The sequence below is a fragment of the Paenibacillus aestuarii genome, from assembly GCF_027789125.1.
In the GTDB taxonomy this organism is placed as follows: Bacteria; Bacillota; Bacilli; order Paenibacillales; family NBRC-103111; genus Paenibacillus_E; species Paenibacillus_E aestuarii.
Genome location: NZ_JAQFVF010000080.1, coordinates 173,416 through 197,334, shown reverse-complemented (window position 1 = coordinate 197,334; position 23,919 = coordinate 173,416). Strand labels below are relative to the sequence as shown.

9 protein-coding genes are annotated in these 23,919 nt (G+C 45.4%); all 9 read left to right on the top strand.

From position 1 onward, the window contains the following. The first annotated feature begins 80 nt into the window (after window positions 1–80). The 9 genes from O9139_RS27525 to O9139_RS27485 all read left to right on the top strand — a co-directional run bounded on the left by O9139_RS27525 (window position 81) and on the right by O9139_RS27485 (window position 23,651). Window positions 81–5,237: a discoidin domain-containing protein gene (locus tag O9139_RS27525; protein ID WP_270884956.1), complete on the top strand. Its 5,157-nt coding sequence runs from the start codon at window positions 81–83 to the stop codon at window positions 5,235–5,237. 175 nt (window positions 5,238–5,412) lie between these two features. Continuing rightward, on the top strand, window positions 5,413–6,429 hold the full coding sequence (locus tag O9139_RS27520) for an S-layer homology domain-containing protein (protein WP_270884955.1): 1,017 nt from the start codon (window positions 5,413–5,415) through the stop codon (window positions 6,427–6,429). Window positions 6,430–6,723: 294 nt separating this feature from the next. Then, the gene (locus tag O9139_RS27515) at window positions 6,724–8,502 is read left to right on the top strand and encodes a sensor histidine kinase (protein ID WP_270884954.1); all 1,779 of its coding nucleotides are present in this window, start codon (window positions 6,724–6,726) and stop codon (window positions 8,500–8,502) included. 136 nt (window positions 8,503–8,638) lie between these two features. Next, complete coding sequence (locus tag O9139_RS27510; protein ID WP_270884953.1) at window positions 8,639–9,940, top strand: ABC transporter substrate-binding protein; 1,302 nt, start codon at window positions 8,639–8,641, stop codon at window positions 9,938–9,940. Window positions 9,941–10,016: 76 nt separating this feature from the next. Then, complete coding sequence (locus O9139_RS27505; RefSeq protein WP_270884952.1) at window positions 10,017–10,898, top strand: carbohydrate ABC transporter permease; 882 nt, start codon at window positions 10,017–10,019, stop codon at window positions 10,896–10,898. After that, window positions 10,899–11,726 (top strand): carbohydrate ABC transporter permease, encoded by an 828-nt coding sequence (locus tag O9139_RS27500; RefSeq protein ID WP_270884951.1) that lies wholly within the window; start codon window positions 10,899–10,901, stop codon window positions 11,724–11,726. 40 nt (window positions 11,727–11,766) lie between these two features. After that, entirely contained in the window at window positions 11,767–13,419 is a 1,653-nt protein-coding gene (locus O9139_RS27495) for a response regulator transcription factor (protein ID WP_270884950.1), read from the top strand. A gap of 368 nt (window positions 13,420–13,787) precedes the next feature. Further along, the gene (locus O9139_RS27490; RefSeq protein WP_270884949.1) at window positions 13,788–18,845 is read left to right on the top strand and encodes an endo-alpha-N-acetylgalactosaminidase family protein; all 5,058 of its coding nucleotides are present in this window, start codon (window positions 13,788–13,790) and stop codon (window positions 18,843–18,845) included. A gap of 138 nt (window positions 18,846–18,983) precedes the next feature. Beyond that, a complete protein-coding gene (locus tag O9139_RS27485; protein WP_270884948.1) occupies window positions 18,984–23,651 on the top strand; it encodes a discoidin domain-containing protein in 4,668 nt (1,555 codons plus the stop codon). Window positions 23,652–23,919 lie beyond the last annotated feature (268 nt).

Genomic DNA, 23,919 nt, shown 5'->3' with positions numbered 1-23,919 from the left:
GGGGGGATTGACGCAGGACGCTGGGAGCGCCTCAGTCGATTGACGAAAATAGGTTAAGGACGAATAAGGAGTGTGCCTAATTGAAAACGCTTAAAAATGCTTTGGGTATTGCTTTTTGCCTTGTTTTCTTTTTCATAATCTTGTTTATCAACGGGGAGACGACACATGCGGCGGCGGTAGGAGACATAACAGGTTTCGAGAAAACGGACGCTAAAACTTTCACGATTACATCAGGAGCAGATCAGTTGAAAGTTATTTTTAATCGTGACGATATCGTGCACATCTGGCTTGGCGTAGGCGGGAATTTTCAAACGCTGTCAGGCAAATATTCATCTGAGCCCAAAGAGCCGATCGTGATTAAGGAGGACTTCGGTCCGGTTTCTGTCAATTGGTCCGATGAAGGCGCCTACTACAAAATGGCGACGGGCAAGTTTGTTTTGCGCGCCTACAAAAGTCCTCTCAAGTTCGCCATGTACAAGAGCGATAATCAGACTGTCGTATGGGAAGAGCAGTCACCTCTGAGCTACAGCACTACATCGACGACCCAGACGCTCGTAAGAGGAGCGGATGAGTACTACTATGGCGGAGGGATGCAGAACGGATTTTTTTCCCATCGCGATAAAACGATTACAATTGCCGATGTGCGGGGCGACTGGGGAAGCGGGACCGTGTCCAATCCTTCTCCGTTTTATTTAAGTACAGCTGGCTACGGAGTGCTCAGGAACACATTCCAGGATGGAACTTACAATTTTGGGAGCCCTGCTCAATTAACGCACGATGAGAACCGCTTTGACGCGTATTATTTTTATGGCGAGACGTTCAAAGATATTTTGAACAGCTATACCGACTTGACCGGTAAGCCTTCGCTCATTCCGAGATGGGGCATGGGCATGGGGGATTCGGATTGCTACAATACGAGCAACACCGGAGCGAATACGCCGGGCAAGTTGACGACGCCGGATGTGGTGAAGGTTGCGCAGGGCTACCGCGCCAACGACATGCCGGGCGGATGGCTGCTGCCGAACGACGGTTACGGCTGCGGCTACGTGCAGCTGCCAAGCACGGTGCAGCAGCTTCATGATTTAGGCTTTTACACCGGCTTGTGGACGCAGAACGGTCTTGCCAATATCGCGACGGAAGTGGGCGTTGCAGGCACTCGGCTGAACAAGCTGGATGTGGCTTGGGTCGGACCGGGATATGATTTTGCGCTGGATGCAACGAGACAGGCTCATCAAGGACTTGAAGCCAACTCGAACGACCGAGGCTTCGTTTGGTCTGTATTCGGATGGGCCGGCACGCAGCGTAATTCAACCGTCTGGTCCGGGGATCAAACTGGCAGCTGGGAATATATCCGTTATCACATCCCATCCGTGATTGGAGCCGGGTTGTCAGGCATGACCTATGCAACCGGGGATGTGGATGGGATTTTCGGTGGCAGTGCCCAAACCTATGTGCGCGATTTGCAATGGAAAGCCTTTACTCCGGTACTGATGAGCATGTCGGGTTGGGCGTCCGTCGATAAGCAGCCATGGCGCTATGGAGAGCCGTATACGAGCTACAACCGTGACATCTTAAAGCTCAGACAGCGTTTGACGCCGTATTTCTACACCTATTTGAATGAAGCTTACGAATCGGGAGCGCCCTTAGCGAGAGCGATGGTTTACGAATTCCCGAACGACCCGAATACGAAGAGCACGATGACCCAGTACCAATTCATGTCCGGCCAGTCGTTCCTTGTTGCACCGGTATACAAAGATGCTACGGTCCGAAACGGCATTTACTTGCCGAAGGGTAAATGGATTGACTACTGGACAGGCACGGAACATTACGGGTCCAAAATGCTTGATGAATACAGCGCGCCGCTGAACCGTTTGCCACTGCTCGTCAAAGCGGGTGCGATCATCCCGATGTATCCGGAGACATTGTACGACAACCAAGTGCCAGCCAATCCGATTACTTACGACATCTATCCGTACAAGACGTCCAGCTTTACGATGTATGAAGATGATGGAGTCACGAGGGAGCACCGCAGCGGCAAATTCGCGAAGACGCTCATTACTTCGATTGCGCCGGAAACCGGAACATCCGATTTGAAAGTTCAGGTCGGGGCGAGCGTTGGCGATTACAACGGCAAGCTGGCGGCACGGACGAACCAATTCCATATTCATATGCATACGAAACCGGCGAGCGTCGAAGTCGGAGGTTCCGCATATACGGAATTTGCCAGCAAAGCGGATTGGACGAATGCTGCAAGCGGCTGGTATTTCGATGCAGCTGATAAAGGCGGTATTGTCTATGTGAAAACACCAGATCTGCCAACTGATCAAGGCTTTGAGCTGAAAGTAGCAGGCTTTGCGGCAGATACGACTCCGCTAACCGATGCAACTATCGTTACGGTACCAGAACCGGATAACGATCCTGCGAAAATCCCTCAGGAGGACATTGTAGCGACGGCTACGAGCGCTGATACGACTGCACCGGTTACGTTAGCTCTGGATGGCAGCGCGGATACGGTTTGGAGCACGAAGCTGGATGGCAGCACGCCGCTGCCGCAATCCATCACATTGAATCTCGGCACGAAGCTTTCCGTGAATAAACTGAAATATTTGCCGAGACAATACATGGGGACTGACGGTATTGTTACTGCTTACAACGTTTATGTGAGCACGGACGGCACGAATTTTACGAAGGTGTCTTCCGGCACATGGAATGCGGATAAGTCGGAAAAAACCGTAACATTCGATACCGTCGAAGCGCAGTATGTGAGGCTGGAAGCAACAGCTGGCGTTAACGGCTTTGCGGCTGCAGCCGAATTGAATGTATATCGTGATGGTTCCGTAGCGATCCCACTGCCGATTCCGAAAAATCAAATGACAGCAACGGCTGCAAGCTTCCAGCTTGGCGATGAAGCCTCGAATGCGATTGACGGCAATCCCAATTCCCTCTGGCACACGAAATGGGACGGTTCCGATAAACTGCCGCAATCGATTATCGTGGATTTAGGAAAAATCCGCAGCATCAGCCAATTCCGTTACACACCAAGGCTTAATGCCGGTAATGGAACGATTACGACTTACAAGCTGTACGTCAGCACGGATAGTACGAATTTCACGCAAATCAGCACAGGGAATTGGGACCGGAACAATCTGAAGAAATATGCTCAATTCAAAGCGGTTGACGCCAGGTATGTCAAACTGGAAGCGGTAGCTGCAGTAGGGGGCTATGCTTCAGCAGCTGAAATCGATGTCTATGAGGCGCCAAAGGCTCCACCTGTTTTGGGTGATATTGTAAAAGGCAAGCGGGCGACTGCGGACAGCGAAGATGCTGCTTTCCCGGCAAGCTATGCCAACGACGGCAATCCGGCTACAATGTGGTCGGCCGGTGATACGAACCCTGGCCATGTGTGGTCAGCCGACCTGGGCAATATGTACTCCATTCAGGGTATTGAGATCTCGTTTGGACAGAGCGACAAAGTGTATAAATACAAGCTGGAAGTCCGTGAGCTGGGCAGTAGCAACTGGATCCAAGTGTTAAACCGCATGAATAACACGGAAGCCGGCCCTGTGCTCAAGGATACATTCGGCAGCCAAGGCCGTTATGTGCGGATTACGATTACAGGTCTGCCTGACGCCGCTACGAAAGCCAGCATAGCTGATGTGAAGCTGATCGGCCTGCCGATTATCGGTACAGCGCCTGTAACCGGTGTATCGCTGACACAGACAGAGCTGAACATGAACGTGCTGGATGCGCCGGTGGCTCTTGAAGCTGTGGTTGCGCCTCTGAATGCGGCGGACACATCGGTTAATTGGAGCAGCAGTGATCCGGGTATTGCAATGGTCGATGAGTATGGCGTTGTTACTCCAAAAGGAGCAGGCACGACAACGATTACCGTCACTACGAAGGATGGCGGCTATAAGGCATCCGTGAGTGTCACCGTATCGGGACAAAGCGGATTGCTGAAAATCCCGCAAAGCCAAATGACAGCCACGGCCGCAAGCTTCCAGTCAGGAAACGAGCCGAGCCTTGCGCTTGACGGAAATCCGGACACATGGTGGCACATCAAATGGTTTGGCGTCGATCCGCTGCCACAGTCGATTATTTTGAATTTAGGCGGCACGCAAACCATCAGCAAGCTGGCGTATATGCCGCGTCCAGATGGCGGCAACGGCACGATCACAGCTTATAACGTATATGTAAGCCAAGATGGCGTACAGTTTACGAAGGTTGCGACCGGCATGTGGCTGAAGAACAATGCAGTCAAAGAAGTGAATTTTGCTCCTGTACGTGCCGGTTATGTAAAGCTTGAGGCAACAGAAGGTGCTGGCGGTTTTGCTTCGGCTGCCGAGTTGAACGTGTATAAGCAAGCCGACGCCCCTGCGCTTCAAGCGATCGTGTTCGATTCAGCTAGCTATGAAGTGAAGGAGGGCCAATCCGCAGCAGTGAAAGTGACTGCTCAGTATTCGGATGGCAGCCAGCAAGATGTGACAGCTCAATCCGCATTCGAGCTTGCAAATTCATCATTTGCAACGATCGCAAATGGCACAGTCAGTGGTGTTTCACATGGTGAAACTGTGGTCACAGCAACATACGGAGGTAAGCGGGCGACTGCAGCGATCGTAGTCAAAGGGGCCGCTCAAGGCGCATCAACATCATTGACCGGAAACAGCAGTGTTCAAAATGGACAGCCGATCGTGATCACTTATGGTTTGAATGATGTTACACAGCAGGTGTATGCGGAAGATATCACGTTGAGATATGATCCGAACACCTTGGTCTTCTCTTCGGCAGATTCGCTTCTTCCGAACACGGGCATTGTTCAGACAGCGAATGACGGAGCGGGTAAGCTTCGCCTGATTGTCGCGAGCCAAGGTGCAGGGCATGCCGTTACCGGCAATGCGCATCTGTTCAGGCTTACTTTTACATCGAAGCCGTCCTCCGAGATTCTTACGACCACTATAGCGGTGACGGATACGACCCTCGGGGATGAGCATGGCAACGAGTCCAAGGCTGCAAACTCTTCGATCAGCGTGCAAATAACACCTATTCCAGTTGGCATTCCGGGCGATATGAACCAGGACGGTAAAGTATCGATCGGCGATCTGGGCATTGTGGCTGCAAATTATGGTAAAACGTCGGCAAGTCCGGATTGGGAGCGTATCAAACATTTAGACTCGAACAACGACGGGAAAATTGATATTGTGGATCTCGCCTTCATTGCGCAGAGGATTACGGAGTAAGGGAAAGTAAAAACCAGCAGTCTGGAACAATTGGAAGTGTTCCGGACTGCTGGTTTTATCTCGACCAACAAGAACAAAAAATATCAACTTTTGAACAAAAAATATCATATATATGCATTTTTGTTGAATGTATAATGATGAGGCCCATTTATTAAATGAGAGGATGAACCAGTTCATGTGGCGTAGAACGATTTTATCAATTTTAGCTAGTAGCGTTTGTTTACTATTTGCGGCAACGCCATCCTTTGCGGAGGATGCTGCTCAATTTGAACTAAGTGTCTCGAGTACCGAATCCGTTAACGGCGAATTCATCGTGACCTTAAAGGGCCAACAAATTCAAGATTTATACGGTTTTGAAGTAAAACTAGGCTTCGACGCGAACAATGTGGAAGTCACCAAAGCCGATACAGTGATAGAGGGATTTTCTGTTTCTCCGATAGTGAAAAATAATGAAGTGACTTTCGCGCATACGAAGATCGGCCAAGTTGACGGTGAGAAGGGGAATGTGGATATTGGCACTGTCACCTTTAAAGCGAAAAAAGCTGGCACAACGAACATCTCTTGGAACTCTGTTAAACTAGTCGATCACAATTTGAAAAGCCAGACACTGACACCTAATAATGTGATTCACTTCACCAAAATTTTTAGTGATCTTGTTGACCATTGGGCCAAATCCGACGTTATGCTTATGGTTGACAAAAAAATAGTCGAAGGCATGGATGACGATCATTTTGCCCCCGATACGAATGTGACAAGAGCTCAGTTTGCAACATTGCTTACTAAAGCCTTAAACCTTCAAGCGGGTACTGGGCAAAACCCATTTGAAGATGTAACATCAGGGGCTTGGTATGAGGATACCGTGAAAAAAGCATATGCTGCCGGTTTGATTAACGGTATTGCTGACAACGTGTTCGCGCCTGAGCAAAACATAACCCGGGAAGAGATGACAGCTATGCTTATCCGTGCAAAAGCATATGCCTCCGGGACCAAAATAGAGGATATGAGTGTTACAAATGAACGTCATTTCAGTGATGATGCAGAAGTGAGTGACTGGGCGAAAAAGGTAGTAGCGCTTGCCGTTGATTTCGGGCTCATGAACGGAAGAACAGAGCAAGAGTTCGCTCCACTGGAGCAAGCCAGCAGGGCTGAAGCGGTGGTCGTGCTGAAGAGATTAATAGTAGGATTGAAATGAATTTTGAAAATCTCGATAACTTGAACAGAATGAATGAGTACCGGGACTCCGATGGAGTGCCGGTTTATTTATAAGCAAAAGCTCCTCTTGTTGTCGTTTAATCCTGATGCTAAAACTCCGAGCAGATTCTGAAGCGCAAGCTTCCGTTCTTCGCCGGTAATATGATCCTCAAAGACGAAATCAATTACCTCAAGAATAGCTATATGATTTTATTTTACTTAGCTGAGAAGTATACTCAGTTTATGGTGGTTTGCTTTGAGGAAGAGCATTTTGTATGGAACGGGGTTATGGAAAATGAACATGTTAAGAAAGCCATGGAAAATCTCAACGCTGCTTTATCTCCTTCTTTTTTCCATGGTTGTCGTACCGGTAACAACATTAGCTTTCATCATTCTGCAGGTATATAAGCAAGACTTGATAACGCAAACTTCAACTCAAGCTTTGCAAACCTTGCATTCCATCACCTATACCGCTGAACAGGAAATTATGAAAGTGATGTATATCACTGCGAATATTGCTACAGATCAAGAGATTTTGAACAATGCGACGCAGTTGTCGCAAGAGGAAGGAGGCAACAAACAATTCTATATTGATTATGTAAATGAAGCACTGACTCGATATAATGCATCGATCAACAACTACATACTATCGATAAGTTTCTTTTTCAAGAAAGGAGACGTCTTCTCTTATAGTCGAAATTTGAAAGAGGATATAAGTATAACTCGGCAATCGGAGTGGTACTCCCATACGCTTTCGAACCCTAATCAAGTTCAATTTATCGGTTTGCAAAAAAATGTATTGTTCGATAGCGGGAATCCCCAAGTCATTACCGCAGCTGTTTCACCACAATTGCTTCAGGGCATACAAACGGTTGAGTTGATCTATTGTACGTTCAATCGCAGTTCTTTCGAGAACATTTTACGGGGAAATCTGAATCATACCGCTGATTTTCTGATCGTTGATAATAACAGACAAATCATAGCTTCAAGCTACGGACTATCGAAAATAGACCGTATGGATCAGAAGCTTTATGAGCAAGTGTCCAAAGATCAAGAAGGCAGCTTTATTTCGGATTTGAACGATAAGAAAATGCTTGTTACTTATGCAAGCGTTCCCAATACCGGATGGAAGGTTATTCATCAGATCCCGTACAGCCAGTTGACGCAAACCTACGATAAAATCTTCGGCATAGTTATTGTCTTCACGATTATCGGTACTTGTATATTTTTGATGTTATCGTTTCTTATGGTACGTAGTCTAACAAAGCCGATTCATTTGCTAGTCCGCAAGATGACGAGAGTTATGGAAGGGAACTTGAATGCGAAGATCGCCGCTTCAGGCAGTGCTGAAATGGTGACACTTGGATATACATTCAATTATATGTTAGATCATATTCATCTATTAATTTTGCAAAATAAGGAAGAGGAAAGAGCGAAGCGAAAAGCAGAGTTTGATGCCCTGCAGTCACAGATTAATCCTCATTTTTTAATTAACACGTTAAATGTAATTAAGTTAATGGCGCTAGTCAGCAATGTAGATAATATACGCAACATGACTAATGCTTTAATGAAGCTCGTTTCGTCATCTTTCAATCGAGGCAGTTCCCTTGTCAGACTCTCAGAGGAAATTGAGAACCTAAGGCATTATCTATACATCATGGAAAACAGGTTTGGAAAGAAAATAAGCGTCGTATGGAATATAGCGGAAGAAACGCTCCCCCTTTATATTCTGAAGCTGCTCTTGCAACCGATCGTCGAAAACTGCATTGTCCATGGTTTAGACGATAAGGATGTAGATGGACAAATCTGGGTGAACGCTTCGATCGTCGAGGGGAGCTTACAAATCGAAATTGCGGACAATGGCGTAGGAATGGCGGATGAACAACTGAATACATGTATATATCAGAACGATGAGAACAAGTTCAGCGGTATGGGGATAACGAATGTGAATCGTCGCATCCAATTGCAGTATGGAGAGCACTATGGTTTATCGATAAAACCGAATGAACCTGAAGGTACTACAATCGTGATTTGTATACCTATCATTACAACGATAGAACGGGATGTCGAATGACGGTCACAAGATGCGGGGGAGTGTTGAAAAGATCATGTTTTTACCAGATTCGATCATTTGATTGCGTTTTCAATAATAGTATGATGATTTCAGGCTAATAAACCTAGTGATGATCATATGTAAAGGGGTGCTTCAAATGAATAAGAAGAAATGGTTGTCTACATTAGGTATGACTACATTAGTCATGGCTAGTGTATTATCAGGCTGCGGAACAAAAGATATACCATCTGCGTCAACCGCAACAGCATCAACAAAAGCAACACAAAAGGCGGCTGAACCGGTCAAATTGAAATTTGCTATGTGGGAAGCGCAAGGGGATATCGATTTTTGGACAGAGAAAGTAAAAGAGTATACGAAATTGAAGCCGAATGTATCCGTTGAAGTTCTCAAAGTCCCGGATAATAAAGGACAATATTTAAAAGTGAATCTTGCGGCAAACGATTTGCCGGACGTGTTCTACATGAAGCCTGCCGCTTTGCAAGTTTATAAACAAGCCTTGCTGCCGCTAGATGATTTGCAAGTTGCAAAGGACAATAAGTTCACGACGAAAATTGACGGCAAAACGCTTGGTCTTCCTTTGGTATCGTTCTATGAAGTTGTCTATTATCACCCAAGTATCTTTAAAGAACTAGGTTTAGAAGTTCCTAAAACAATGCCTGAATACATTGCTTTATTGGAGAAAGTAAAAGCGAGCGGTAAATACACGCCGCTTTCACTTGGTATGAAAGACAGCTGGACCTCTTATCCGTTTATGGAATTCGGACCGCATATCCTTTCCGGGGATGAAGGCTTCTTGACCAATCTTCCGAAAAACGAAGCGCCGTTCTCGGCAAACTCGTCCTTTGACAAGGCTGCAAAGTTCGTGCAAGAAATTGCAACGAAAAAACTTGCCGGTTCAGATCCGTTGTCTATCTCTTTCGATCAGGAAACGCAAGCATTCGAGGCTAAAAAAGCCGCAACAATTGCACTAGGTCAATGGTATTATCCAAGTTATATGGAAAAAGTGAAAGCGGATGATGATCTTGGCGCGTTTGTTCTGCCTTGGAGAAACAGTGAAAGCGAACCATTAACAACGATGACAATGTCCGATATGCATGTCGGCGTAAATAAAAATTCGAAAAACGTTGAAGAAGCGAAAGCATTTTTACAATGGGTATTTAGCAAGGATGTTTATGGTGCCTATATCAGCACGAGTAAACAAATGTCTACAATGACAACAGTAACAAGCGATAATCCATTCTTTGCAAAAGAAGCGCAGAAGACGCCTTTCAAGCCGTTTGTCTATAACGGAACCGATGAAATGTACAACAAGGTCAAAGCTGCCGCTCAGTATGATCCTTCTCTAGTAGCTCAAGATATTTTTGCTGGGAAGTCAATTGACAAGATCGAAGGCGATTTGAACAATAAGTGGAAGAAAGCAATTGATTCCAGCAAATAATAGATAAATAGAAGAGAAGGTGCTACTTTGCAATCTGGGAATAGCACCTTTTCTTTACCATCAGGGGTGAGAGAAAATGAATTACAACCTGCAAAAGAAGGTAACGATTGTTACATTATTATTCGTACCCATTTCGCTGCTCTTATTATTTCTTATTTATCCAACCATGGAGTTAGTTCGATACAGTTTTACAAATTGGGACGGCTACAGTCAAAATTTTAAATATATAGGTTTTGATAATTATTCAAGAATTATTTTCGATTTTCCAGAAGCTTGGCATGCTCTGAAAAATAACAGTCTTTATTTTATTATTCATGCTTGTATGATTCCGGTTGAGCTCGTGGCTGCTGTACTGCTAAATCGCAAGCTGTTCGGTAGTTCATTTTACCGGTTTACGGTTCTAATGCCTTACATTATTAACGGTATTGCTGTAGCGTATATGTTTACTTATATTTATAATCCGGTGAATGGACCGTTAAATGCTTTTTTGAGTTTTGTGGGTCTTGATTCATTCATTACAGGGTGGATCAGCAACGTTCATGTCGTCAATTATTCGCTCGTCGCCGTATCGCTTTGGCGTTTCTCAGGTGTGCATGTGATCCTTTTCATGGCAGGACTTCAATCTATTCCTAATGATTTATACGAATCTGCGAGAATAGATGGGGCAAACTTTTGGCAGCAACAACTGTACATTACATTGCCTGGTATTCGACGAGTCGTTGAAATCATATTGTTCCTTAACGTTTCAGGAGCGATTCTCCAGTATGATATACCGCTAGTGATAACCGGCGGCGGACCGGGAGTTGAAAGCAGCACGTTTGGTCTGTTTGCATTAAGCACCGCATTTAATAACAACAGTTATGGTCTTGCTTCTGCAATGGCGATCGTACTTTTACTTTTGGTTATCATTTTTTCCAATCTGCAGCAATGGCTGGTTAAAGACAGGGGTGGGCTATAGATGCTGCGTAATCTAAACCGTACCGTTTATTATGTCTTATTTACATGCATAGCAGTTCTTGTGTTCGCACCGATTTTGCTCATTTTTTTTGGATCATTTAAAAGTAATATGGAGATAGCAGCGTCATCTCCGTATTCATTACCAACGAATTTTTTGAATCTAGAGAATTATAAAGTTGCGATTAATAAGGGCCATTTGCTAAGAGGCGTGCAAAACTCATTTTTACTTGTAGGCGTAAGTCTCATTGGCAACGCATTGCTTGGGACCATGACAGCTTATGTGTTGAATCGCTTTCAATTTGTAGGTAAGAAGCTCATTGTTGCTTTATTTTTGTTCGCCATGATTATCCCTACCTATACGACTGAAATTGCACGATTTCAACTGATTCATAAGCTTGGAATCTATGATACGATATGGGCTCCAATTATTATTTATGTAGGCACTGATATTCTGCAAATTTATATGTACATGCAGTTTTTAGAGAAAATTTCAGAACAATTGGATGAAAGTGCCATGTTAGACGGGGCTTCTTATTACCGTATATATAGGTCCATCATTTTTCCGCTGCTGCTCCCTGTTACTGCTACGCTTGGCATTCTGAAGGGAGTAGCGATTATGAACGATATTTTCGTCCAACAGCTTTATATGCCATCTCAAAAGCTATTGACCATTGCTACGTCCTTAACAACTTATGTGGGTCAACGCAATTCAGATCTGGCTTCATTATGTGCGGCTATCATGATAGCATTGATACCAAGCATGCTCATCTATATCCTTTTCTACAAGCAAATATTTAAGGGAATGATGGATGGTGCGGTAAAAGGGTAAAGCGTGAAGTGTGATTTCTTTTATGGGAGATGATGGTTGCTTGTATAAAGTCATGATAGTGGATGATGAGCCTCTAGTAAGACTAGCTATGCACCAGATTATTTCATGGAAAGATATCCATATGGAGATTGTGGCTGAAGCCGGTGATGGCGCAGAAGCTTTAGCTGTGTTACAGCAGCGCAATGATATTGATATTTTGCTGGTCGATATTCAGATGCCCAAAATGAGTGGTATTGAACTGTTAGAGGCTATTCAAACCATGGATGCAATGAAAAAGCCTGTTCCAATCGTACTAAGCGCATATAGTGAATACAGCTATGTACGAGAAGCTTTTTTACTTGGAGCCGTTGATTATATCGTAAAAGTGAATATGGACGAGGAGCACATATTGCCGGTATTGTTGAAAGTCGAGCGGCAGTTGAACCGCCAAGGCACAAATGGCTTATCGAATGATATACAAGCGATTCATCAGCGCCAAGAAATACAAGAAGATCTAGACAAAGTGATTGAGGAGCTTCTTTCCCCAGATATCCAATCTAAAGATCGGGATTATTCCCGCCTTGTTTGTGAAGTGGGCAAGTGGCTTGGAGAAATCAATCAAGTGGCCGTTGCAGTGTCGATCTCCGGTTCCAAGGAAATGATCTCGAAGAAGGTAATTAAGCAGACGATCAAAGCGGAGATGGATTCGGCGTCAATGAAACATATCGTTTATGGTGTGGACGCGAATACATGCTTGATTCTATTTACAATGCCGCAGCTTCGCAGTGAAACAGCGCTTCGTGAACTCATTCATTCTACGCTGTCTTTGATCCAGACTAGACTACAGCAGTATATGAACGTCCGAGTATCGATGGGGATCAGTGATTCAATGGACGGGAAAAAGCATTGGTTTAGGTTAATCAATCAGGCGCGAAGCCTAGTTTCTCTATGTTTTTTTGAAGGGTATGACAAGTTCTTTTATCCGGAGAACGAAATCAAATCTATGATGGAAACCAGCGAAGATCTAAGAGTGACGCTAAAAGCGGGTGGCAAAGAGATAGTTCGCTTGCTCGAGTTGGAGAATGAACCTCGCTGGGAGCTTGAATTTGAACGATATACAAGGTTATTAAAAGATAAAGTTAGATACGATGCAGATGAAGCAAGATTGCTCCTATCCGATTTCCTGTGGGAGCTAGGCACAATGCTTCATTCCCAACAAGTTCAATGGGGAGGCGGAGTTGACCCAAGTCATCCCTTTGAACAGCTGAAATCCTTTCATACGCTCGAGGATACATTAGCATGGATCAAGCAAATCTGCTTAGATATCTATCGCTATATCCATGAGTTAAGCAAAAAGGAAAATGCTCCTTATCGTATAGTTGAAAAGGCGAAAGAATTTATTGATCAGCACTATTGTGAAGAGTTGAGTTTGGGGATAGTCAGCAAATGGGTAGGTGTAAGCGAAAACTATTTGAGCAAACTATTCTTGAAGCAAGTCGGGGCCAGTTTTATTCATTATGTCACGAGTCTGCGTATCGAAGAGTCAAAGCGTCTGTTAAAGAAAGGTTATAAAATCGTTGAAATATCAGAAAAGGTCGGATATATGAATGCGGAGCATTTTAGCCGAATGTTTAAGAAGGTAACGGGGGTAAGTCCGAAAGCATATAAGGAAAATCTAGGTTTAGTCGGCGCTTCGAAAATAGATTTAGGCTAAGACTCTAGGTCTGAGGTGTTTTCTCAGCTATGGGGGCTTTTCGGCATGCTTGACAACGACAAGCTCCCTAGCTGAAAGCATGAAACGCTAATATCATTTTTGGAAGCGCTTTAAAATTGATTGTCAGCACTCTGGTGTATCTGGATTAAAAATGCAGGGTAAATAACTTATAAGATCATTAACAAGATTTATTAGAATCGTATAATTGTACTTGTAAGCGCTTCATTCGATTTTTTTATTTTCGACATATAAGGGAAGGGAGTTAATAACGATCTGAGTAGACAAGATTGACTATGCTTAGAAAGGAAATTTGTCGTAAGAGCTGTTCAAGGAACCTTGTTGTAAAATCGTAAAAATCATCTAGGGGGATGACCAAACTGAAAAAGCGAAATAAACTATTCAAAGTATCGATTATTTTAGCTGCTTTATCTTTTGTTCAAGTGTCTGGAAGTTTGAATGGACCATTGTCCAAAATGATAACTCCTGTTACGTACGCCGCATCGCAAACGATAGAATCTTCCGTGATGAGAGTGACTATTGATGACACATTCCCGAGAGTGCTGCAATATGAATGGCTAGCTAATCATGCTGTCATGTATGGCCAAGAAGATGCATTAAATCAAGTCATGATCAATGGTACAAGCTATACCCCGACAGTAACGTTAAGTAAAATGGGCTCGAAGGCATCTTACGCATTATCTATTCCGTCGATTAATGTAACTGTGAATATCGATCTGGAAGTAGTCGGAAATGTACTGAATTATAATGTTACCGGAATCACGGAGAGCGGTACGACCAAAGTCAGCACGTTGGAGATCCCGAATCATAACTTGCTTTCCGTTCGAAGTACGCAAACAGGTGCAGCATTTGCCGGTTCGAGGATGTACAATTCTAAAACCGGGAGTGGGGATACGTTCTTGGATGTAACCGGCACACCTGCGCTTGACAGTTCTCCCCAAAATTATTTGTACTCCATACTAAATACAAGCCAACTGGCGGGCGCCGTCTGGACGAATGCGATTGCAGATTATACAACAGATGGTGATAATGATAGACTTCGCAAACAAACGGTAAATAAAACTGACTATTCCCGTACAGGCGTCTGGAGTGCGCCATGGTTATACAGACCGGAGGGCATGAGCACAACCGAACCGCTGCCTAGTGAGAAAGTTGTCATCACACCGGATGCGAACGGAGATGGCGTCGTTGATTGGCAAGATGGGGCCGTTGCGTTCCGCAGCATTATGAATAATCCGGTTGGCAGCGAGAAAGTTCCTGAAATGGTTGTTCAACGTATCCCGTTTAACTTCGCCAGCCAGGCTACGAACCCATTCTTGAAGACATTGGATGAAACGAAGAGAATTTATTTGGAAACGGATGGATTGCAGCAATTTGTAGAGTTGAAAGGATATCAACAAGAAGGCCATGATTCCGCGCATTCGGATTACGGTAATAATATCGGCGTACGCCAAGGCGGAGATGCGAATATCAATACACTTGTCAATGAAGGCCATAAATATGGAGGTTATTTCGGCGTGCACATTAGCGCCACAGGCGCAAATCCACAAGCCAAGCATTTTAGCGAGAACTTGGTGGACCCGAATAAACCTGGATGGGATTGGCTTGACTTATCGTATGACTATAACAAAACGCAAATGCGCAACGAAGCTGCGACAGGAGCTAGAATAAAACGCTTGCAGGAATTGAAGGACAAAGTGCCGAATCTCGATTTCATTTATAACGATGCTTGGTTTGAACAAGGCTGGAATGGCAGAAGACTGGCAAAGGAAGAGAACGGTTTGGGATGGGCATTTGCTACAGAATTCCCCTATGTGAATGAGGAAGATGTGATTTGGTCTCATTGGGCCGTTGACTACGACTATGGCGGTTCGGATATGAAGGGTTACAATAGTCAAATCGCCCGGTTTATTCGCAATCATCAGAAGGATACCTGGATTGCCCGAAATCCGCTGCTTGGCGGTACAGAGCTCGCATCCTACGAAGGTTGGCAGGGAAAAGTTAATTATGACGACATGATCAAGATGACGTTTGCTACGAATCTGCCAACGAAATATATGCAGCATTTCCCTATTCTGAAATGGACCGCTAACACGATCAATTTTGCAAATAATGTAAGCGTTAGCAACGCTACCGGCACGAGAGTCATCAAGAAGGATGGGATCACTGTCTTGAATGGTGGATCTTACTTGCTTCCTTGGAATCCGACAACAGAAGATAAACTATATCACTGGAATGCAGGCGGAGGCAATACGACCTGGACACTTCCGTTAAGCTGGTCAGGGCTGAATACTGTGAAGCTTTATAAGCTGACGGATCAGGGTAAACAGTTTGTTCAAGATTTGACTGTTACAGGCAACCAAATTACAATCAACGCTCTTGCGAATACGCCTTACGTGGTCTACAAGGGAGAGGCTGCAGCGACTCCGGATGTGAAATGGGGAGAAGGTACGCCAGTAAAAGATCCGGGCTTCAATAGCGGTGGACTCTCATCCTGGACGGTAACCGGCGATACGAAAGCGGCATCTGTTCAGCGAAATACACGCGGACAATATGAGCTGAAAATCGCAAACGGTGATTCTGTTAGCGTCAGCCAACAGCTTACTGGACTTTCGCCGGGTACCTATTCGGCATACGTTTATGTGCAAGTGGACGGTACACGCCGTGCTCGAATCGGGGTCAAAGATTACGGCGGTGACGAGGTGAGTAATTATACGGACAGCTCGTTTGCCATCAATGCAATTGGCGGGGATTCCAAAAACAATACCAACCTGCAGAGAATGCGCGTACTGTTTGATGTCCCGGCAGGACAATCGACAGCGACTCTGTATCTGCAAGGTGAACCGGGCACTGCCACCATTACCTTCGATGATGTTCACCTCATGAAAGTACAACGTGCGGCAAACCCGACAGGGGCTTATTTCGCAGAAGACTTTGAACACGTGGATGCAGGCTGGTATCCGTTTGTGAAGGGGGACGCGGGCGGAACAACCGCCGATCCTAGAACCTCTCTGGCCAATGTGCATGCTCCTTACACGCAAAAGGGCTGGAACGGCAATCCCATTGACCATGTTATCAGTGGAGATTGGTCGCTGATGTCCCATAAGGAGAATATGGGTCTTATATATCGAACATTGCCGCAAACGCTTCGCTTCGCACCAGGCACGAACTATACGATTTCCTTCAAGTATGAGAACGGGCAAGCCGGTGATTACGCTTTGGTGATTGGCGACGGAAACAGGGAAATATCCTCCGTCAGTTTCGATACCGTTACATCACCGCAAACATTTACCAAAGTGATTGCCGGTAGCCCGACAGGGAATGCATGGGTGGGAATCAGGAAGCTGACGAATAATGCCACAGACTTTGTCATGGATGATTTTACTGTGAATGTGGGAGGAGAACTGCCTCTACCGACTATTCCGCAGGCGCAAATGACGGCGACGGCGACTAGCCAGGAAACGGCGGGTGCAACTAATCCTGCTTCCAATGTGTTGGATGGAAAAAGCGGGACAATCTGGCATACGAAATGGGATTTGAGCAATCCGCTTCCACAATCCATTACCTTGAACCTTGGCGGCACCTACACTGTGACGAATCTGAAGTATTTGCCAAGACAGAGCGGCGGAACCAATGGCACCATAACGGCTTATAACGTTTATGTTAGTTCCGATGGAACGAATTTCACAAAAGTAGCTAGCGGTAACTGGGCGAATGATGCGACGGAGAAAAACGCTTCTTTCGAAAAAACATTGGCATCCTATGTGAAGCTGGAAGCAACAGCCGGTAATGGCGGTTATGCATCTGCAGCAGAACTCAACGTGAACTACGAGGAGCCTGTCATCATTCCACAAGAGCAAATGACAGCGACGGCGACTAGCCAGGAAACAGCAAATGAGAATAATCGTGCTTCGAATGTATTGGATGGAACTTCTTCAACATTCTGGCATACGAAATGGGATTCCAATACGTTGCCTCAGTCGATTACGTTGAATTTGGGTGGAAGCTATCAAGTCAGCCAACTGGATTATTTGCCAAGACAAGACGGCAATACCAATGGCATCATTACAAGCTACAATATTTATACAAGCGCAGACGGCGTGAACTTCACGAAAGCAGCGACTGGCAACTGGGCCCAATCTTCAGCGCAGAAGAGTGTATCCTTCAAACCGGTAACGGCAACGCATGTGAAGCTGGAGGCCGTGCAAGGAGCTAATAATTTTGCGTCGGCTGCCGAGATTAACGTATTCAGAGTTCCTGACACTACTGTACCTGTAACCGGGGTGCAATTGGATAAACCGCAAGCCTCGCTGAAAGAAGGCCAAACGGCAGAGCTGGTTGCAACGGTGCTTCCTGAAAACGCAACGAATAAGAATGTAACTTGGGCAAGCAGCGACGATACCGTGGCCAAAGTGGAAGTGAAAGACGGCAAAACCGTTGTCACTGCATTGAAAGCGGGGGCGGTGGATATTACTGCCACCACGGTAGACGGCAGATTTAAAGCGATAAGCAAAATTACGGTACAAAAAGTTGATGTACCTGTAACCGGGGTGCAATTGGATAAACCGCAAGTCTCGCTGAAAGAAAGTCAAACTGCGGAGCTCGTAGCAACTGTGCTTCCTGAGAACGCAACGAATACAAATGTCACTTGGGCAAGCAGCGACTATACCGTAGCCAAAGTGGAGGTCAAAGACGGTAAAACTGTTATTACTGCATTGAAAGCAGGAGCGGCGGACATTACGGTCACTACTGTGGACGGTAATTTTACAGCGGTAAGTAAAATTACGGTACAGCAAAGCGATGTCACGCCAAGCGGTGCTTTGACGACGCTATCAGCAGCAGCCACCGTTCAGACAGGCCAGGCGTTCACGGTACAGCTGGGGCTGAGTAGTGTCACGCAAAACGTATATGCGCAAGATATGAAAATGGATTATAATTCGAATCTGTTTGAATTCGTCTCGACTCGTGCCGTACAAGATGGAATTCAACTTGTAGATACAAAGAAAGATACGCCTGGCCAACTTCGGTTTATTATTGCAAGTATAGGCAAGCCTCTGACAGGGGATGCCGGTCTCCTGGAACTGACGTTCAAAGCCAAAACGATCACGCAGTCGGCGACGGGAACGATTGCTGTAACCGATGCAACGCTAGCCGATGCGCAGGGAACGGAAACGAAGGCGCAGGCTTCTACAGTTAACGTGAGCATTGCGACATTGCCTCCGGTAATTCCAGGCGACATCAACCATGACAATAAAATAAGCATCGGTGATCTTGGTTTTGTTGCGGCGAATTACGGTAAAACAACATCCAGTCCGGATTGGAACCAAATCAAGCAAGCAGACGTAACAGGCGACGGCAAAATCGATATCGCAGATCTTGTATTCGTGGCCATTAAAATATTTGAGTAAATGATTCTGGAACGAATGGCGATGCTAGGTGCTTGATGCGAAGAGCACCTAGCTTTGCTCGTTCGTCCAAACAACCGATAGAAACTTGCAACAAGCTTTCAACTGCGTAAGCTGAGATTTAAAAAAAGAGGTGTATGGATGATGAAGGCGATAGCTCGGCTCATTTTGAGCTTTGTCATTGTGTTGGGGACTTTGGTTTCAAATTTTTCAGTCTTAGCAAGTGCTGACCAGGGAAGCATCTTGGGAAGCGAGAGAAACGTATTAAATTTTAATTCGAGCTGGGGATTTTATCGTGGAGATCTTACTGGCGCTGAGGCTGTTGGCTTTGATGACAGTGCTTTCGCCAATGTGACGATTCCCCATACGATGAGACTTGAAAAAAAGCATGCCAATGGAGCGAACGCTGTTTATTCGGGGATTGGCTGGTATAGGCGCTATTTTACAATGGATGAAGCTCTTAAAGGGAAAACGATCAATATTGATTTTGAAGGTGTAATGATTGATAGTGATGTGTATTTAAATGGGGAAAAAATCTATACGCACAATGGTGGTTATAATGGTTTCTCCGTTGACATCACAAGTAAAGTAAAGTATGGCCAAACGAACGTGTTGGCGGTAAAGGTTTCGAGTTTTGATAACCCGGATACGCCACCTGGCAAGCCGCTTGCGAATTTGGACTTCCAACACTATGGCGGCATTTATAGAGACGTAACACTCAGAATCACAAATAAGTTGCATATTTCCGATGCTTTGCAGGCGGGCAAGACAGCCAGCGGAGGTGTATTTGTTACTTATCCTAGCGTGTCAAGTTCAAGTGCGACCGTTAATGTGAAAACTCATGTTGTCAATGAGAATCAAGTTTCTGCAACAACGAAAGTCAAAAGTAAGTTAATAGATAAAAATGGAACTGTTGTCGCGCAAGATGAAACAGACGCACTCAGTTTAGTTGGGGGCGAGGATCATCAATTTACTCAAAACTTGACGGTAGCCAATCCAACGTTGTGGGATACTGTCTCGCCGTACCTGTATTCACTAGTGAGCGATATTTACTCTGAGTCCGGCTTGGTTGATACGGTTACGACGAAAATAGGTATCCGAACGATTGAGTATAAGTCAGATGGCTTTTATCTCAATGGTCAAAAGGTTTATTTGCGGGGAGCGAATCGACACCAGTCATTCCAAAATGTAGGGGACGCAGCTTCGAATTCGATGCAGTATCGTGATGCTTTGCAGATCAAGGAGGACGGATTTAATGCAGTTCGTGCTACGCATTATCCCAACGATCCTGCTTTCTTGGATGCAGCCGATGAACTAGGACTATTGGTCATAGAATGCCAACCTGGCTGGCAAAATTTCACACACAGCACTCAATTTCGCGAATTAACGATCAGAGATACGCGTGAAATGATAAGGCGCGATCGAAACAGACCTTCGGTTATTTTATGGGAAACTTCGTTAAATGAAACCCCCTATCCAGCGGATTGGGCGCAAGAAGCAACCGGAGCCGCTCATGAGGAGTATCCAGGCAACCAACTTTATACAGCGGCTGATCGTGGACTGCAAGGAACGTTCTATGATGTAAATTATAAGGCGGTTGATACGAACTGGAGTACAAATCCGAGCCAATGGACCGATTTTGATCCAAATAAACCTTTCATTACTCGCGAGTGGGGAGATTTTGAAGACTCCAGTAAGGCGCTGAGAAAAGAGGGAGAAGCTGCACAGATCGCTCAAAATTTGACTCGGCAAAGATATTTAAATGGCAACGGATATTCGGACTGGGGCGGCCTGGATGCGAACGACCGGATCGGAGGTTATTTCCTCTGGAGTTGGAATGACTATATTCGCGGTTCAGCGACAAAGACATTAGGAAGCGGTACTGTAGATATTGATCGTTATGAAAAATACGGATACTATTGGCTGCTATCCATGCAATCCGCGAGAGACCCGCATTATGGTCCGATGGTATTTATTGCAAGCACTTATTCACTTACTTCAAGCCTTTCCGTGAATGTATTCAGCAACGCCGATTCTGTAAAACTATATCAAAATAACGTGTTGGTCAAAGAAATCACTAGAGCAGAGGCTTCAAGCTCCGTTCCCAATATCGTGAAAAAAGGCGGAAGCCCAATATTCACATTCAATTTAAATAGCTTTGTCCCAGGAGAATTAAGGGCTGAAGCGATTCTGGATGGAAAGGTTGTTCAAACGCATACCGTTCGTACGCCAGGTCAGGCAAGTCAAATCCAGATTGAAGTGAGAGATAGAGGGGTAAAACCGGTAGCAGACGGCTCAGACTTAATACCTGTTTACTTAAAAGTTGTTGATGCAAATGGAACCGTTGTGCCAAATTACAGTGGTCAAGTTAAAATATCAGTAACAGGAGAAGGTCAGCTTATAGGCACCGGAATCCCAAGAATAGGTGTTGAAGAGCAGTATGTAGAAGGTGGAATTGGCTTTTCATTCGTAAGAACAACAGGTACGAGTGGAGCTATACAAATCAGCGCTTCATCTGATGGTCTCATTTCTGCGAATGAAACGGTAAATACATTGCCTTATCAAGGACAGTTTGTACCGGATGGGCAGCATACGCCTTGGGTGGGTGGAGTTGAGAAATTAGAGTCTCCGGTAGACTCCGTTCCAAACATCGCAATTGGAAAATCAGTCACAAGTTCTTCGGAGCAATCACGTAACTATGCCTTAAATGCCGTAGACGATGATGAATCTACGAAATGGACGGCGAATGGTTCGTCTTTGCCACAATGGCTGCAAGTCGATCTAGGGAAAAATTATTCGTTAGCCGGCTTTAAGATGCTCTGGGAGATGAAAGATGCTGCCTATAAATATTACATTGAAGTTTCAAAAGACGGTATCAATTGGGATAAGGTAGTCGACAAATCGACCAATACGACTCCTAACGGAGCGGAAGAGACAGCGTTGGCTGATAGCAGGGGCCGATATGTAAGAATTACGATCGTAGACAAAATAACGAATAACTATTGGGCATCCTTATATGAATTTAAAGTGATACCTGCAGATCTTCAAGAACCAGGTGACATCATTTCGGATGACGTTATTCAAAGCATTGATGCATCAACGGAGTCTGAACCTGGGCGCGGTACCGACAAATTAAGAGATGGAGATACCACAATCGGAACTGGATGGCTGTCTAAATCAACAGAACTGCCACAATCCGTCACAGTCAAGTTCAATAAACCTCAAACTGTAGTCGGCAGCCGTATTTATTGGGAAAAAGACAGCAATTGGTATACGTATGATTTGGAAGTATCCACCAATGGGCAAGTATGGCTAAAAGCTCTAGATAGCCGCTATGTAGGCGGGCAGCAGTTCACACCGGAAACTTTCGCCAAGTCGTATAAAAATATTAATTATGCCCGTGTGACGATCAAACAAATAGTTGCCGGTGGCGGTTACCGGGTAGGCATGGCTGAACTGGTTCTATACGGACAAGATTCAGCGTCAGACAATGTGCCGGTCGTCATCCCGCATTCACAAATGACGGCAACGGCGACGAGTCAGGAAACGGCAGGAGCAAATAATTCCGCCTCCAATGTGTTGGATGGAGACAATGGGACGATCTGGCATACAAAATGGGATGCGAGCAATCCGCTGCCGCAATCGATTACCTTGAATCTTGGCGGTGCTTATCAAGTGACCAATCTCAAATATTTGCCAAGACAGGACGGAAGCACCAACGGCGTTATAACCGGTTACAATATTTATGCCAGCAGTGATGGAACAAATTATACGAAGATTGCAAGCGGCAGCTGGAACAATGACAAGACGGAAAAAAACGTTCAGTTCTCAGCTCCGACAACGGCAACGTATATGAAGCTGGAGGCCGTTCAAGCAGCCAATAATTATGCATCGGCCGCAGAAATTAACGTAATCGGCATTCCGATCCCCGCCGAGGTGCCCATCACCGGCGTTCAACTGGATAAACCACAAGTCACGCTGAAGGTAGGCCAAACGGCAGATCTGGTTGCAACTGTGCTTCCTGAGGATGCAACAAATATGGATGTAAATTGGTCTAGCAGCGACGAGACCGTAGCCAAAGTGGAAGTGAAAGACGGTAAGACCGTTGTCACTGCATTGAAAGCGGGGGTGGTGGACATAACGGTCACTACTGTGGACGGTCATTTTACAGCGGTAAGTAAAATTACGGTACAGCAAGGTGATGTCACGCCAAGCATTGCTTTAACGACACTATCGGCAGCAGACACCGTTCAGGCAGGCCAGACGTTCACCGTACAGCTGGGTCTGAGTAGTGTCACACAAGGCGTATATGCACAAGACATAAAGATGGACTTTAATTCAAATCTGTTTGAATTCGTCTCGGCTCGTGCCGTCAAAGACGGACTTCAACTTGTTGATACGAAGAAAGATACGCCTGGACAACTTCGGTTTATTATTGCAAGCGTGGGCAAAGCTCTGATGGGGGATAGCGGTCTCCTGGAACTGACGTTCAAAGCAAAAACGATATCGCAGCCGGCGACGGGAACGATTGCAGTAACCGATGCAACGCTGGCCGATGCGCAAGGAGCGGAAACAAAGGCGCAAGCTTCTGCGGTCAACGTGAGCATTGCGACACCGCCTCCAGGAATTCCAGGCGACGTCAACCATGACAATAAGACGACGATCGGTGACCTTGGCATCGTTGCAGCGAAGTACGGCAGAAATTCTTCCAGTCCGGATTGGGAGCAAGTGAAGCAAGCAGATGTGAATGGCGACGGCAAAATCGATATTGAAGATCTTGCGTTCGTGGCCAGAAAAATCATCGAGTAAAGCTGCATCGTACGTGAAGCTGGTAGCTAATGCCGGGATCGGTGGATATGCATCGGCAGCGGAGCTCAATGTTTATTCGTTTTCAACTGTAAAATAACTTTATTTCGCGCATTTATTTTGGAAACAAATAAAAGTAGGGGCAGTCCTTAGGGGCTGCTTCTACTTTTTTTTTGATTTCATTCCGAGGGTGGGACAAGTTGTAACTCAATCATAAAGAAGTAGCAGCCATATTCGGCATGAATATATCATGTATTGGCGGTAAAAGATC

Excerpts from the sequence above, each read along its gene's own strand:
- O9139_RS27520 (WP_270884955.1), top strand. The coding sequence starts at position 5,413 with ATGTGGCGTAGAACGATTTTATCAATTTTAGCTAGTAGCGTTTGTTTA.
- O9139_RS27515 (WP_270884954.1), top strand. The coding sequence starts at position 6,724 with ATGAACATGTTAAGAAAGCCATGGAAAATCTCAACGCTGCTTTATCTC.
- O9139_RS27510 (WP_270884953.1), top strand. The coding sequence starts at position 8,639 with ATGAATAAGAAGAAATGGTTGTCTACATTAGGTATGACTACATTAGTC.
- O9139_RS27505 (WP_270884952.1), top strand. The coding sequence starts at position 10,017 with ATGAATTACAACCTGCAAAAGAAGGTAACGATTGTTACATTATTATTC.
- O9139_RS27500 (WP_270884951.1), top strand. The coding sequence starts at position 10,899 with ATGCTGCGTAATCTAAACCGTACCGTTTATTATGTCTTATTTACATGC.
- O9139_RS27490 (WP_270884949.1), top strand. The coding sequence starts at position 13,788 with ATGACCAAACTGAAAAAGCGAAATAAACTATTCAAAGTATCGATTATT.
- O9139_RS27485 (WP_270884948.1), top strand. The coding sequence starts at position 18,984 with ATGATGAAGGCGATAGCTCGGCTCATTTTGAGCTTTGTCATTGTGTTG.